Genomic DNA, 13824 nt, shown 5'->3' with positions numbered 1-13824 from the left:
TCCCCCCTTACTCCATAGGCAGAAATAATCGAATCGTTGTTCCCACCCCTATATCCGACTCTATTTCCACGACATGCGAATTTTGATTGAAAAGCTGCAGACGGCGGATAACATTAGTCAATCCTATGCCAGTTGAGTGACCTACATGCTCCGGTTGTTTCATTAATGAAACGAGTTCATTCACTTTATCCTGCGCCATTCCCACTCCATCATCGCTAACTTCAACAATAATATTAGTTTCACGTTGATAGATATGCAGTTTAATAATGCCACCATCCTCTTCTCCTTCAATACCATGAATAAACGCATTCTCTACTAACGGTTGAAGGGTTAGACGAGGAACCTTCACATCTAGGCATTTTTCATCAACATCTAAATTAAAAATAATTCGTTCGGAAAAACGAGTTTTTTGAATATGAAAGTAATCTTTGACAACATCCACTTCATCCGCTAAAGTAACGCTGCTTTCAATTTCACCCAAACTATGACGAAGAAGCTTTGCAACAGAATCAATCAGCGACGATGTGGATTTGGCATCTTCTAGGTACGCCATTTTAGATATTGTGTTTAATGTATTAAATAAAAAATGTGGATTAACCTGATTTTGTAAATGCTTTAGCTCCATTTCCTTAAGCAGACGGTCCAATTCTGATTGGTCCTTTATTTCCTCAACTAATTCATGAATATTTGACCGCATGTGATTAAACGTATCACCAAGTAATTTCAATTCATCATTCGACTGAATTTTGATTGGTTCACCTAACAAATCCCCTTTGGAAACTTCCTTTGCAGCACGAGACAGGTCTCCCACTGGACGTGTTATCCCCTTCGAAAACCAAAGTGCGAAAAAGATTGCGATCATACTTGTTGTAACAAAAAGAAAAATAGTAAATAGCAAAAAGTTATTATTACGTAACTGTAAGTCTTCATAGAATGATTTATAAGCAGTCATTTCTAAATCCATCATTTCCAATGTTGATTCCTGAATGTACCCTGATGCATTACTGGTTTCCTCCAGATGAAAAAGGTACTGTTCAATGTCATCCTTTATAACAAATCCAACCGTAAGTTCACTTTCATGAATAAATGTTTCAATTAGATTAGTGTAATTTTTCATTTCTATTTTTTCTATATAGTAAAAAGTAGATTCCAGTTTCTCTTTTTCCTCTTGAAGCTGTTTTTTTGTATCATAATAATTTACCGCATTTTCTGCTTCCGATTCAGTTACAAATGTTTTGGTATATGTATATAAATCTTTGGTCTTTTCTGAAATAGAATTCAACAATAAAAATCTCTGAAAACTTTTGTTATAGGCGTTTGTTAAATCATTTGAGCTGATAAAAATAGAAATTGCTGTTACCTGAAATAGCAGTACAAATACAAAGAAGTAAACGATTAGCTTTCCACGAATTGTCTTCATTTGCTTCCACCATTTTGAAAACCTTTCAAGTCCTGTTTCTCGAGTATCCTCGTTTCAGTATAAACTTCACTATTCAGCATTCCTTCACCTTGAAGTTCCATCATTACTTCCACTGATTTATATCCCATTTCTTTCGGGTACTGTGCAATAGTTGCATCAATTTTATTATGACGAATCAAAGAAAGCGTATCCGGCAGAACGTCAAACGTAGTAATATAAATATCTTTCCTGGATGCTATTTCATTAATTCCTTGTACCATACCAATCCCATCAAGGGCACTTGTACCAACTAACGCTGTTATCGACGGATAGTTTTTAAGCAGCGAATAAGTTGCTTGAGTCGCACCTACTTCAGTTATATTGGACTCCTTGATATCAACAATATGAATACGTTCTTCAGCTTTAAATGCTTGTTTCAAGCCCTCTAGCCTTTCCTGCTGGTTTATCGCATCAAAACGGCCGGTAATAATTCCAACATACTGTTCGCCAGTAGTATTTTCGATAATAGTCTTCCCAGCCAGCTGACCGGCATAGAAGTTATCAGTTCCTACATATACATTTCGTTCACTGCTTTTCACATCAGTGTCGACCGTGATAATCGGTATTCCACGTTCAATTGCCTTATGTACTAAATCGACAAAGCGATCCCCTTCAACACCCTGTGTAAGGATTCCATCAACTTTTGCAGAGATCATTCGGTCCAGTAATTTCAACAATTCGTCATTGTCAGCTTTTTGCGGTGCCATATATTCCAAATAAATATTATTTTCCAAAGCAGCATTTTTGGCGCCTTCTTCAATTAAACGCCAGTAATCGTTTTCAATTTCTTCAGCAATTAAAGCAAAATGATAGGTATAATCATCAGATTCAACTTTTTCAGCTTCTATATAAAATGCCTTATATCCATAAATCAGCATACCAACAAAGCTAATGACAAATAAAACACCGCTCAACGTATAGAGTAAAAATCTGGAATTACTGTTCATACTGCCACCTACTTACCAATTATGTTTCTATCTTACCATGGAGCAGTTAAAATAATAATACCCTAACTTGCTAAAAATCTGACAAATTAGGGTTTAAATAAACTTAAGATAATTCGATTAGACGACCTTGCTTGATTGACTCATAACAAGCATCAATCACACGCATATTATTTATCGTATTATTAAAATCATGATACACCTGAGTTTTTTTATCTATAATTGCCTGTGATAAATGCTCCACCTGGCTTCGGTATTGATCGCAATTCACTGTTTCAGTTCGTTGCACATTGCCCTTTTCAACAACCACTAACCCGTCGCCACCATTATTATCCGGACGGTATGCTCTAGGAACTTTAATCCGTCCCTCTGTTCCGACCACCTCATATTCACTCCGATGTGCCATATTAAAACTAGAGTCAAATATTGCTCGTACTCCATTTGGAAATGTCATATACCCCACTGCATCGGTTTCTACTCCATACGCAGGGTCAACTGCACCATGCACTTGAACAGTATTTGGTTCAGTCCGAAGTATATTCCTAATCGAATGAATACCATAACAGCCGATATCATAAATACTGCCGCCACCCTTTTGATTACTCATACGGATATTATTTTCCTTTTTGGCAAGGTAAAACGAGAAAGCAGCGCGCATCAGTTTCACTTCACCAATCTCACCAGAGTCAATTATCTCTTTCACACGATTATGCTGCGAGTGAAAGTAATACATAAATGCTTCCATGAAAAGAACCCCGTGCTCATCACAAACTTTTTTCATTTCCAAAACATCATTGGAATTTATTGCTGCAGGTTTCTCACACAAAATGTGTTTACCCTTCTTAGCAGCCTCAATTACCCACTGTTTATGCAAATGGTTTGGCAATGGAATATAAACAGCATCAATATTCGAGTCATCCAACAGCTTATCATAGCCATCATAGGCAGTTGGGATACCGAATTTTTCCGCTATCCTCTCAGCCTTCGTAATGTCACTCCCACTTGCTATAGCTGTCACTTCGGCATTATCTGAACGTGAGAATGCAGGTAAAAGTGCTTTTTGTGCAATATTTGCAGTGCTTAATACACCCCAACGGATTTTTGACATGAAAACTCCTCCTGTATGAATAGTTGCAATCTTTTATTAATTATACATGAAATTGTTTCGACAGCAAAAATGTTCAAAAGTCGAAAAAACAGTCAATATGTCATTTCCCGGGAAATAAGAAGAATATTGTTGTTTTGTGAAAAAATCTAGCAATCAACTAATTATACTCATCAGAACCCATAATAAAAAGAAAGTAATTAGAATCGTCAAATTGGATACAGTTCCGATAAATCTCTGGTCATAGTTAAATTCAACAGAATAAGGCAAAACAGACACAGATACCGGCAGCATCAGACCAATAAGGACAGTATATCTAAACATATCATCATAAGGTAATATAAAAAAGAGTGATATACCGACAGTTAAGCCAAGTACATATCTAATGGTCAAGACCTTTATAATGAGTGTATAGTAGCTTTTATCAAACTTAAAATTTAAATAAATACCTAGTAATAAAAATGATAGAGGCATGTTTGCTACGGAAATTATCTCGGAAACATTTACTACCATTTCTGGAAGCTGAATACTTATAATATTCAATCCACAAACAATAATATAAGTCATTAATGGGATTGAACCCGTTAACTTCCTCATAATTACACCTGGACTAAGCTCTGCCTTATCGGATGAATAATAGCTGCCTATTAGATATAGTAAACCAAACACGATAAATGCATTTCCAACATCAAACATCCCGAAATATTTAATACCTTCTCTTCCCCAGATCCCTTCAACAAGCGGATATGCAAACAAACCAATATTAAAGCCGGGTACCAGCATGCCAAGCATACCTTTATTTTCTCTGCTTTCCTTTCTAAATATAATAATAGATACAAAAGCCGAAAGTAATCCATAACAAAAGGCTATACCTATAAGAAGAAATAAGGAAGATTCAATTTTAATGTCACTAAAAGATACAATTATTAATGCCGGAAGAGTCAGATTGAATATTATTCTCGCTAAACCTTCACCATCTTTTTCCTTTATTATATTAAATCGCTTTAGTGTATATCCCAATGCTATGATTATTACGGCATACAGAAATTGTTCATTAAAGCCAGACATTATGTAGTTCACCCTTAGTTATGTATATTTATATTGTTTCATCATTCATAAAAAAGCATTAGAATTCATTCACATGAGTTCTAATTCCATAATCACTTCCAATAATAACGCGATCCACCATGCCCACAAATAAACCAGTTTCCACAACACCAGTCATTAGTTTTAACTTTTCATGCAATCTGGTTGGTTGGGGAATTTTTTCAAAACTGCAATCTAAAATATAATTATCATTATCAGTAATAAATATTTCATTGTTATCTTTTTTTCGTAAATAGGGAACACAATTCAGCTGAGAAATATGATGTGCGGTTAGTTCCCATCCAAACTGGACCACTTCAACAGGTAATAAAAAATCCCCCAGTGCAGGAACCAATTTAGATTCGTCTGCTATAATGATAAGCTCCTTTGCCACCGAATCAACTATTTTTTCCCTAACGAGTGAGCCGCCTCCACCTTTTAGAAGGTTGAGCTGTTCATCTATTTCGTCAGCTCCATCAATAGCTAAGTCAATTTCAATTACGTTTGAGAAGTCAGTTAAGGGAATGCCGTATTCTCGTGCTAATTTTTCCGTTTTATATGAAGTTGGTATGCCTTTAATATCCAATCCTTCGTTAACGCTTTCTCCAAGCTTTTTAAGCATCCAGTCGATGGTTGACCCAGATCCCAAACCCACAGTCATTCCGTTTTTAATATATCTAACAGCCTCTTCTGCAACCTTTATTTTATTCCTGTCTATTTTATTTAGCATGTATATCACTCCTAGTCCAATGGATTAACGGCCCAGCCATCCGCCATCCACTGCTAATAAATGGCCATGAATATATGCTGACGCCTCTGAAGCAAGAAATACTACAGTACCCTTAAAATCTTCTGGATTGCCCCAACGATCTGCAGGTATTCGATCAAGTATTTGTTTACTTCTAACAGGATCGTTTATTAAAGCCGTATTCATGTCTGTCGCTATATAGCCTGGAACAATTGCATTTACATTTACGTTTTCTTTTGCCCACTCATTTGAAAGTGCCTTAGTTAGTTGGGCTACCGCGCCTTTGGCCGCAGCATATGCAGGAACGGTTATCCCACCTTGAAATGAGAGTAAGGAAGCGATATTAATAATCTTTCCACTACCTTGTCCAACCATGTACCGACCGGCCTGCTGGCATAAAGTCCATACAGTTTTAAGGTTAACATTTATCACATCGTCCCAATCTTGCTCAGTGAATTCGACGGATGGTGAGCGACGTTGTATCCCAGCGCTATTTACTAAAATATCAATTCTCCCATAAAGCGCAACGACTTCAGGAATAGCATTTTTAACTTGGTCTGGATTCTCCAAATCACAGGCTATAATTTTACACTGCCGGCCTGTATTTGCTTCAATTTCTTCCTTAACGTCTGTTTGTTCGGGGTTTCGCTGTAACAGCGCAATATCCGCACCTGCATCTGCTAAAGCAAAAGCCATTGACCGGCCAATTCCTCTTGTCGCCCCTGTAACTACTGCAATCTTTCCACTTAACTGAAATAAATTTGCCACGAGAATCCCCCTCATTTTATGGAACCTACATATCATAACATTTCCTAAATGCAAGCTATCTGTTTGTATAAATCTAATGATAATCGAGTTAGATGATAATTGAAAGAAAAAAATTTTCATCTTTTCTCTTTATTTTAAACTTATTTTCATATAAGATTATAATTAAACGCATACACACAAATTAAGGAAGTGGGTTATTAGTGAATACAATTACTCCAGCCACAAACGTCTTAAATAGAATCCGTTCAGCTTATAGTTCTTTTAGTGAAAAAGAAAAACTGGTTGCCGACTACATTCTTGATAAGCCAGAAAAAATTATTCATGCAACAATTAATCAGGTTGCCGATGATTTGATGATAGCAGATGCTACTGTTTTTCGCTTTTGTAAGCGATTAGGCTTCAAAGGTTACCAATCACTTAAAATTGTATTAGCTTCTGAAATAGTCAATCCCATCAAAGATATTCACGAGTCAATCAATGAAAATGATTCAGAGCTGGAAGTTACCAAAAAAGTATTCCAGTCAAATATAAAAGCAATCGAATATACAAGAGATTTACAATCGCAGGATTCTATCCAGCAGGCAGTTGACTTTCTAACACGATCCAATAATCTAAGTTTTTACGGAAATGGCGGTTCTGGGATTGTCGGCTTAGATGCACAGCATAAGTTTATAAAAACTGGCCTGATTAGCCAGGCCTATACAGACAGTCATTTACAGCTCATGTCTGCATCTCAATTAAATGAACAATCTGTTGCCATATTTATTTCACACTCTGGTTCAAATAAAGACTTGCTCGACGTAATTGAAGTTGCAAAAAAGAGAAATGCCAAGACAATAGGAATTACAAACTTTGCCAAATCACCACTAAGCAAAGTAGTTGATATTAGTCTGTTCACTGCAGCACAAGAAACTGAGTACCGATCAGAGGCACTTGCCTCACGAATTGCCGAGCTAAGTATTATCGACGCCTTATATGTCAATTACTGCCTGCAAAAAAAGGAGCAAACAAAAGAGTCCTTATCCAAAATGCGTGATGCAATTTCAAGCAAACGATTATAAGGATACAAAGGTAAAGGCGCCCTACTGGAAGGCACTAGGCAATGGGCGCTGGATGTAGGGACTTGACGCGGCTACAAACTAATCAACATAAATAACTGCCAACATTATATCAACTTTTACATACGAAAAGGAGAATCAAGCATGTCCTCTTATATTATAGGGCTTGATATAGGTACTACGAGCGTCAAAGCTTTAATGTTTGATTATAGTGGGAGAATCATAGCTGAGCACGAAGAGAAATATCCAATCCTTTACCCCGCTTTGAATTGGGCTGAACAAGATCCACTTGAAATTGAAATAGCAGCTATCCACGTTTTAAAAACAGTAATACTAGAATCCAATACTCCCAAAAATCTACTAAAGGGAATTGGAATCTCTTCAGCTATGCACTCACTGATATGTGCCACAGACGATGGAGAGCCCCTCTCAAATTCGATTATTTGGGCTGATTCACGAAGTCAGAATCAGGCAGATCACCTTAAACAAACAAATTCAGCTTTATTCTTTAAAACAGGTACTCCTCTTCATCCGATGACCCCTCTAGCAAAATTAGTCTGGATGAAAGAGCTGGCTTGGCAGCCTTACAAAGACGCAAACAAATATATTTCCATTAAAGAATTTCTTGTGAAGCGATGGTTTAATGAAGAAGTGGTTGATTATTCAGTAGCAGCTTCAACTGGTTTATTTGATGTGGAGAAAATGGATTGGAATGAAGAAGCACTTACCGAAGCTGGCATAACAAGAGACAATCTCTTCTCAACTGTTCCACCTACTTATCTTCTAAAAGGTTTGAAATCTAGTATTGCCAAAGAAATAGGCATCGACCAACAGGTTCCATTTACAATTGGAGCTTCTGACGGCCCTTTAGCCAATTTAGGTGTAGGAGCGTTAAAACCCGGTGATACCGCAATCACAATTGGCACAAGCTGTGCCATAAGACAGTTTACAGCCAAACCGCTGTTAGATAAAAAAGAAGAAATATTCACCTATCGATTTGATTCGAAATCATGGATAACTGGGGGTGCCTCGAATAACGGGGGGATTGTTTTAGCTTGGCTCCAGTCTTTATTTAGCTCGGAAGGTGACGAACTTTCTATGGAAGACATGAATCAACTGGCAGCATCCTCGCCGCCCGGAGCTAACAATTTATTATTCCTTCCATACATCACAGGGGAAAGAGCCCCCATCTGGGACTCACAAGCCAAAGGAACCTTTATCGGCTTGACCTCTACACACCAAAAAGGTGATTTAATTAGAGCAGCTATGGAAGGCGTCATTCTTAATGTGTACCAAATTGGACAAGCGCTGAACAGACTAGGCAATGAACATGTAAATCTTTTTGCTAATGGCGGCTTCAGTCATTCCGATATTTGGGTCAGTATTCTTGCCGACATTTTCGGAAAACCCGTACATTTACCTGAGAGTCATCAAAGTTCGGCTTGGGGCGCTGCTTGGTTAGCTTTATTCAGTCTTAATGAAGTTTCTTCCCTTGCTGATATTAAAAAAGTCGTCCCAATGAAGGATACGATAGAACCTAATTTAAACAATCATCTATTATATAAACGTTTATATGAAATATTCAAAGACGTTTATGGACAAATTAATACAACCTATACGAGGTTAGATAACCTGCAGAGGCCATAGTAGTTTCACAGATTAGTTAGTCAATTTCTTCCGCCTTCTCCGCCTCTGCTGGAAGAGCGGGAACAGTATCCTTGTTGGTATCAAAAGAGAGGTGATAAGTTAGCGTTTCGGGATAAGAGACAAGTGGACCTAATGAATCAGGGTGTACTGGATTAACTACCCATTCAAGAGAGAATGGTTCTCCTCTCTTAAAAATCATCTCTAAATAAGTATCGTCTTGCTTACTAAGTAGTGTACCCCGAAAGTCGATTGATGGAAACGCTTTGAAAATGGCTTTATATGTGATATGGTCCCCATTTTTATCTTTAGTGATTTGCTCTGCATGTTTTAATAAATCAACTGTCCATTTAAATGGATTATCAAGTGGTGCCAGTTCTTCTGTGAAACTGTGGGGGAAAGTTCCAACAAACCAATGGTCACTGCTCTTTAAGTAAAATTGCTCCTCAAATACATAAGCATCAAATGAAAATTCATCACCATCAGATATTGGTGTGGTAATCTGATAATAAGAGTTTTCTTCTGACCAGACTCCCTGGCTTTCAGAATATACTTTATTGTCCCACTTGTAGGCTGATTCAATCTGGTACATACGTGTTTCATTATCTTCAAGCAATGTAACCCATTGACTATATTGATAGTCCTCCTTGCTTATGAACAACGCGTAACCAATCGACAATCCGATAACAATAGACAGAAGTGGCAAAAGCCATTTTTTAACAGGTTTATAAATAGCCATCTAAGTCATAGTCCCCATTCGTTTGCCAGTAGCCTTGTTCTCGGCCTGCAGTCAATTGGATTCTGGTAATCCACTTCACTGATTTATATCCGTACATATTTGGATGGTAAAGTCGACAAGGGAATCCCTGTGATCTTTTCAATGGCAAGCCATCAAGCTCAAATATAAGCATGGCTTCTTCATCAAGCAGTTGGGAAATAGTGAAGGAGTCATAGTATAATTCATCTCCTGAATAAACCGTTACATAGGTATCATTAGGATGATTCGCATAATACGGTTCTAGCAGATTCTTCAAATAAATGCCACGCAATTCTACGCCCCTGACACTCCAGCCTGTAACACAATGAAAATCATCGACGATTGAATACCATGGTAATTTTCGCATATCTTTCATCGTTAATTCTTCCCTTACCTGATTAAGATCTTCGATGGCGACCTTCCAGTCTTCTTCCTCATACCGTGGATAATCGTTGGTTACATTATAGATTCGAAAATAGCCCCTTCTTTTCTCTTCGTTCTCTGGGATAGACAGTATAGGGGAAATCCAGCGAATCCAGCCTCCTAAAAATAGAAAAACGAGGAATAACAGAAGCGACTTCGTAATATCACGTCTCCCTAATTTGTTTTCGGATATCCAATCAGGGACTTGTTTACGCCCTCTCCACCAATTCGGCCACGGAATCCTTACATTAAATAGATGCCCATAACCGTGAATTAAGATCCAAGGAATGACAATCCAGGTCGACCAATCATGAATGATTACACTGTTGTTCCGCACCCATACTGGGACGAGATGCTGAAAATACATCAGAATACCAGAACTTAGCCATAGTGAAAAAAGAAGGACAAATAACCATATGTTGAACTTTTTAATTGGGGCACGTTTTTTACCATACAAAAATGCCTGATAAATAGAGATCAGCATAATTCCAATATAAAAAATGGCGATAACTATATGAATCGCCACGAGTGGTATTTTCCACTCATTAAACAGTGTCCTGAAAAAAGAAACATATAAGCTAATGCCAGTAAGTAAAAGCAGAATAAGAACTGTTGCGTGTATATGATGAATCCAACCTAATTGTTTCCGATTCATTTTCATATCCCCTAACTTTTATTCAAGTCACGAAAGGAATCGAACAACTTCATCAAGAGCTTCTTTGCAATCTTCCCCTACAACTCTAACTGTAAGATGATCACCATTTTGTAATTGCAGCGTGATTAATCCTAAAAAACTTTTCAGACTGATCTCTAGAACAGATCCTCCGACTATTTTCTTTAGGTAAATTTCCGAGTGATATTTTTGTGTCATTTGACTTAGGTCAATAATTGTCTCCTCTTCCGTAATATTAACCACCACTTCTTGCGTGATTTCGTTCATTACCTCCTCCTCCTTTCTCTATTTATCCCTAAGCAGAACTTTCCCTTTAATTTTTTTATTAACTAAATATGTTGGATAAAAACCTGTTAATACGTCTGCTACATTTTGAGCTACTTTACTTTTAAGCTCTAATTCAGCTTCCTTTGAATTCCACGCTATATGCGCGGTTAGAGTAACATTCTTCATCTCAAGCAACGGATTATTAAGGTCTATAGGTTCCGTTTCAAGTACATCCAAGGAAGCCCCGGAAATCACGTTTTCTCTTAGAGCATCAACTAACGCTTGCTCATCAACAACAGGTCCTCTTGAGGTATTAATAAGAAATGCTTGTTCTTTCATCTGTTTAAATTGTTCTTTTCCTATCATCCCTTTTGTCTGTTTGTTCAGCGGAGCATGAACGGAGACAAAATCAGATAGCTCGCACAGTGTTGACAGATCCACCAGCTCAACGTCTAATTGTTCCGCTGCATGAACAGGAATAAAAGGATCGTGAGCGACCACCTTCAATCCAAAGGCTTGTGCTTTTTTCGCTAACAGCTGTGGGATATTGCCAAAGCCTACTAACCCTAAAACCTGATTACTTAACCGATAAATTGGGGCAGTGACCTTGTAATCCCAAACTCCTCTTCTGACAGCCTTATCCTGCTCGACTATTTTCCGTACCGAAGCCATTAAAAGAGCAAATGCATGGTCCGATACTTCCTCAATGCAATAGTCCGTCACATTGCAAACCATAATGCACTTCTCAGTAGCAGCATTAACATCAATGACATCATAGCCTATTCCATACCTTGATACTACTTTACAATTTGTGAGTTGATCGATCACTTTTCTGGAAATTGGTGCATACTGACAAATGATTCCATCAGCATCTTTAGCTGCATGAATGACTTCTTCCTCTGTCGTACATTGGGCAGAAACAACTTCAGCTCCAATACGTTCCAATATTTCAATTTCTGGAGCTATCGTATCATAATTAAAATCTGTTACTACTACCTTAAACTTACTCATATCCTTGCCTCCTTACGTTTGCAAAAATATAGAAAATATATACCTCAAGCTTTTGCTTCTCTACCATTCAGCCACTGAATTATCTTTATGACGCCATACCGGATTTTTCCAGTTATGCCCTATCTTTGCTTGTTCACGTACATATTCCTCGTTAATGGTGATTCCGAGCCCCGGTCCTTTTAACATTGCTACATAGCCATCTTTATAGTCCAGCACGGATGGATCAGACAAGTAATCCAATAAATCATTACCTTTGTTGTAGTGAATGCCTAAACTTTGCTCTTGAATGAATGCATTATGCGATGTAGCATCTACCTGTAAACAAGAAGCTAAAGCAATCGGTCCAAGTGGACAGTGTGGAGCTACAGCTACATCATAAGCTTCAGCCATTGAAAAGATTTTTTTACACTCCGTAATGCCGCCTGCATGAGACAAGTCGGGCTGGATAATATCCACATAGCCACCCGTAAATAGATCTTTAAAATCCCAGCGCGAAAACATTCTTTCACCTGTTGCTATTGGTATATTGGTTAAACCAGCGATATCTCTAAGTATTTCATTATTTTCAGGCAATACTGGTTCTTCAATAAACATTGGGCGATATTGCTCGAGTTCTTTCACCAATACTTTCGCCATAGGCTTATGAACTCTCCCATGAAAGTCAATGCCGATTCCAATGTTGCCCCCTACTGCTTCACGAACAGCTGCTATTCGTTCAACTGCTGCATCAACTTTGTCGTATGAATCAACATATTGTAATTCCTCGGTTCCATTCATTTTAACAGCGGTAAACCCTTTATCGACAGCTTCTTTGGCCGACTTCCCAACCTCAGTTGGACGGTCACCGCCAATCCATGAATAAACTTTTATCGTGTCACGGCATGCCCCGCCCATTAGTTCTGAAACAGATGCATTATAATATTTCCCTTTAATATCCCATAGCGCCTGATCAATACCTGCAATCGCACTCATTAGAATAGGACCACCTCGGTAAAAACCAGACCGATACATTACTTGCCAATGATCTTCAATTAGAAGTGGGTCTTTTCCCAGCAAATAATCTCCTAATTCTTCAACGGCAGCTTTGACTGTTGCCGCTCTTCCTTCGACCACTGGTTCACCCCAACCAAAAATCCCTTGATCGGTCTCAATTTTAAGAAACAACCATCTTGGGGGGACTACAAAGGTTTCTAATTTTGTTATTTTCATTGTTAGACTCCTTTACAATCTTGCTCGTTTAATCCGCATCACGAACTGTTCTGCGATTTCCGTAAGTTTTTCAAAGTTTCCGTCTGCGATTGCCTCTGCATCCGTCAGAGAGCTTCCAACACCGACAGCTACCGAACCCGTACGAATAATGTGCTCAACATTATCAAGTGATACACCGCCAGTTGGCATCATTGAAATGTGGCCTAATGGACCTTGTAAATCTTTGATATAATTTTCGGAAAGAGCATTGGCTGGGAAAACCTTGATTAAGTCTGCACCAGCCTGATATGCCTTCACTATTTCAGTAGGGGTCATGGCACCAGGGATAGAGATTTTCCCGTATTTATTAGTCAGCTGAATAGTTTCTGCATCAAAAATAGGTGAGAAAATGAAATCAGCACCCGCCTGTATAGCCGTTTTTGCTGTTTCTGCATCTATGACTGTCCCAGCACCAATCAATACGTTATTTCCATGCTCAATTTTCAGTTGATTTATCATCTCAAATGATCCATCCGAATCAACTGTTATTTCTATTGCCCCTGTTCCGCCTTTGATTAAAGCATTACTAATCTCGTAAATTTTATCTTTATCAAGTTTACGGAGTACTGCAACAAGACCAGACTTTTTCAAAAATTGCAGCTGTTCCCATTTATCCATTGCACATCCCCCTGG

General features: G+C 38.1%; 14 protein-coding genes. 2 read left to right on the top strand and 12 right to left on the bottom strand.

Features of this window, described 5'->3' with window-relative positions:
* Nucleotides 1-7: 7 nt before the first annotated feature.
* From BMY13_RS03840 to BMY13_RS03815, 6 genes are all read right to left on the bottom strand, one after another.
* The gene (locus BMY13_RS03840; protein ID WP_092502673.1) at nucleotides 8-1420 is read right to left on the bottom strand and encodes a sensor histidine kinase; all 1413 of its coding nucleotides are present in this window, start codon (nucleotides 1418-1420) and stop codon (nucleotides 8-10) included.
* A complete protein-coding gene (locus tag BMY13_RS03835) occupies nucleotides 1417-2406 on the bottom strand; it encodes a sugar-binding protein (protein ID WP_092502671.1) in 990 nt (329 codons plus the stop codon). The genes BMY13_RS03840 and BMY13_RS03835 overlap by 4 nt, the downstream gene beginning before the upstream one ends.
* 103 nt (nucleotides 2407-2509) lie before the next feature.
* Nucleotides 2510-3511: a Gfo/Idh/MocA family protein gene (locus BMY13_RS03830; RefSeq protein ID WP_092502669.1), complete on the bottom strand. Its 1002-nt coding sequence runs from the start codon at nucleotides 3509-3511 to the stop codon at nucleotides 2510-2512.
* A gap of 153 nt (nucleotides 3512-3664) precedes the next feature.
* Nucleotides 3665-4576, bottom strand: a complete 912-nt coding sequence (locus BMY13_RS03825; protein WP_092502667.1) for an AEC family transporter — start codon at nucleotides 4574-4576, stop codon at nucleotides 3665-3667.
* 58 nt (nucleotides 4577-4634) lie between these two features.
* Nucleotides 4635-5324 (bottom strand): ribose-5-phosphate isomerase RpiA, encoded by a 690-nt coding sequence (gene rpiA / locus BMY13_RS03820; protein ID WP_092502665.1) that lies wholly within the window; start codon nucleotides 5322-5324, stop codon nucleotides 4635-4637.
* A 24-nt stretch (nucleotides 5325-5348) separates the two neighbouring features.
* Nucleotides 5349-6125 carry a glucose 1-dehydrogenase gene (locus tag BMY13_RS03815; protein WP_092502663.1) on the bottom strand — a complete coding sequence of 259 codons (777 nt, stop codon included), beginning with the start codon at nucleotides 6123-6125 and terminating at the stop codon, nucleotides 5349-5351.
* Nucleotides 6126-6319: 194 nt separating this feature from the next.
* On the opposite strand from BMY13_RS03815, the gene BMY13_RS03810 reads away from it, so the two are divergent.
* Nucleotides 6320-7171: a MurR/RpiR family transcriptional regulator gene (locus tag BMY13_RS03810; RefSeq protein WP_092492228.1), complete on the top strand. Its 852-nt coding sequence runs from the start codon at nucleotides 6320-6322 to the stop codon at nucleotides 7169-7171.
* 141 nt (nucleotides 7172-7312) lie between these two features.
* The gene (locus BMY13_RS03805; protein WP_092502661.1) at nucleotides 7313-8815 is read left to right on the top strand and encodes a gluconokinase; all 1503 of its coding nucleotides are present in this window, start codon (nucleotides 7313-7315) and stop codon (nucleotides 8813-8815) included.
* A gap of 16 nt (nucleotides 8816-8831) precedes the next feature.
* On the opposite strand, the gene BMY13_RS03800 is transcribed toward BMY13_RS03805, so the two are convergent.
* Genes BMY13_RS03800 through BMY13_RS03775 form a run of 6 tightly spaced genes read right to left on the bottom strand, consistent with a single transcriptional unit; the run spans nucleotide 8832 to nucleotide 13809 of the window.
* Nucleotides 8832-9551: a hypothetical protein gene (locus BMY13_RS03800; RefSeq protein WP_092502659.1), complete on the bottom strand. Its 720-nt coding sequence runs from the start codon at nucleotides 9549-9551 to the stop codon at nucleotides 8832-8834.
* Nucleotides 9538-10647 (bottom strand): molybdopterin-dependent oxidoreductase, encoded by a 1110-nt coding sequence (locus BMY13_RS03795; protein ID WP_175476702.1) that lies wholly within the window; start codon nucleotides 10645-10647, stop codon nucleotides 9538-9540. Before BMY13_RS03795 ends, BMY13_RS03800 begins: the two co-directional genes overlap by 14 nt.
* 27 nt (nucleotides 10648-10674) lie before the next feature.
* The gene (locus tag BMY13_RS03790) at nucleotides 10675-10932 is read right to left on the bottom strand and encodes an HPr family phosphocarrier protein (protein WP_092502655.1); all 258 of its coding nucleotides are present in this window, start codon (nucleotides 10930-10932) and stop codon (nucleotides 10675-10677) included.
* Between the two features lie 18 nt (nucleotides 10933-10950).
* On the bottom strand, nucleotides 10951-11943 hold the full coding sequence (locus BMY13_RS03785) for a C-terminal binding protein (RefSeq protein WP_092502653.1): 993 nt from the start codon (nucleotides 11941-11943) through the stop codon (nucleotides 10951-10953).
* 60 nt (nucleotides 11944-12003) lie between these two features.
* Nucleotides 12004-13152 (bottom strand): galactonate dehydratase, encoded by a 1149-nt coding sequence (gene dgoD, locus BMY13_RS03780; RefSeq protein WP_092491693.1) that lies wholly within the window; start codon nucleotides 13150-13152, stop codon nucleotides 12004-12006.
* A gap of 12 nt (nucleotides 13153-13164) precedes the next feature.
* Nucleotides 13165-13809 (bottom strand): bifunctional 4-hydroxy-2-oxoglutarate aldolase/2-dehydro-3-deoxy-phosphogluconate aldolase, encoded by a 645-nt coding sequence (locus BMY13_RS03775; protein ID WP_092502651.1) that lies wholly within the window; start codon nucleotides 13807-13809, stop codon nucleotides 13165-13167.
* Nucleotides 13810-13824 lie beyond the last annotated feature (15 nt).

It is taken from the genome of Virgibacillus subterraneus (genome assembly GCF_900110695.1).
Taxonomy (GTDB): Bacteria; Bacillota; Bacilli; order Bacillales; family Amphibacillaceae; genus Lentibacillus; species Lentibacillus subterraneus.
The sequence above is the reverse complement of the archived record's forward strand: the minus strand, read 5'-3'. Positions and strand labels throughout refer to the sequence as shown.

Coding starts and splice junctions, on each gene's coding strand:
- BMY13_RS03805 (WP_092502661.1), top strand. CDS start 7,313: ATGTCCTCTTATATTATAGGGCTTGATATAGGTACTACGAGCGTCAAA.
- dgoD (WP_092491693.1), bottom strand. CDS start 13,152: ATGAAAATAACAAAATTAGAAACCTTTGTAGTCCCCCCAAGATGGTTG.
- BMY13_RS03840 (WP_092502673.1), bottom strand. CDS start 1,420: ATGAAGACAATTCGTGGAAAGCTAATCGTTTACTTCTTTGTATTTGTA.
- BMY13_RS03825 (WP_092502667.1), bottom strand. CDS start 4,576: ATGTCTGGCTTTAATGAACAATTTCTGTATGCCGTAATAATCATAGCA.
- BMY13_RS03815 (WP_092502663.1), bottom strand. CDS start 6,125: ATGAGGGGGATTCTCGTGGCAAATTTATTTCAGTTAAGTGGAAAGATT.
- BMY13_RS03795 (WP_175476702.1), bottom strand. CDS start 10,647: ATGAATCGGAAACAATTAGGTTGGATTCATCATATACACGCAACAGTT.
- BMY13_RS03785 (WP_092502653.1), bottom strand. CDS start 11,943: ATGAGTAAGTTTAAGGTAGTAGTAACAGATTTTAATTATGATACGATA.
- BMY13_RS03775 (WP_092502651.1), bottom strand. CDS start 13,809: ATGGATAAATGGGAACAGCTGCAATTTTTGAAAAAGTCTGGTCTTGTT.
- rpiA (WP_092502665.1), bottom strand. CDS start 5,324: ATGCTAAATAAAATAGACAGGAATAAAATAAAGGTTGCAGAAGAGGCT.
- BMY13_RS03830 (WP_092502669.1), bottom strand. CDS start 3,511: ATGTCAAAAATCCGTTGGGGTGTATTAAGCACTGCAAATATTGCACAA.
- BMY13_RS03835 (WP_092502671.1), bottom strand. CDS start 2,406: ATGAACAGTAATTCCAGATTTTTACTCTATACGTTGAGCGGTGTTTTA.
- BMY13_RS03800 (WP_092502659.1), bottom strand. CDS start 9,551: ATGGCTATTTATAAACCTGTTAAAAAATGGCTTTTGCCACTTCTGTCT.
- BMY13_RS03790 (WP_092502655.1), bottom strand. CDS start 10,932: ATGAACGAAATCACGCAAGAAGTGGTGGTTAATATTACGGAAGAGGAG.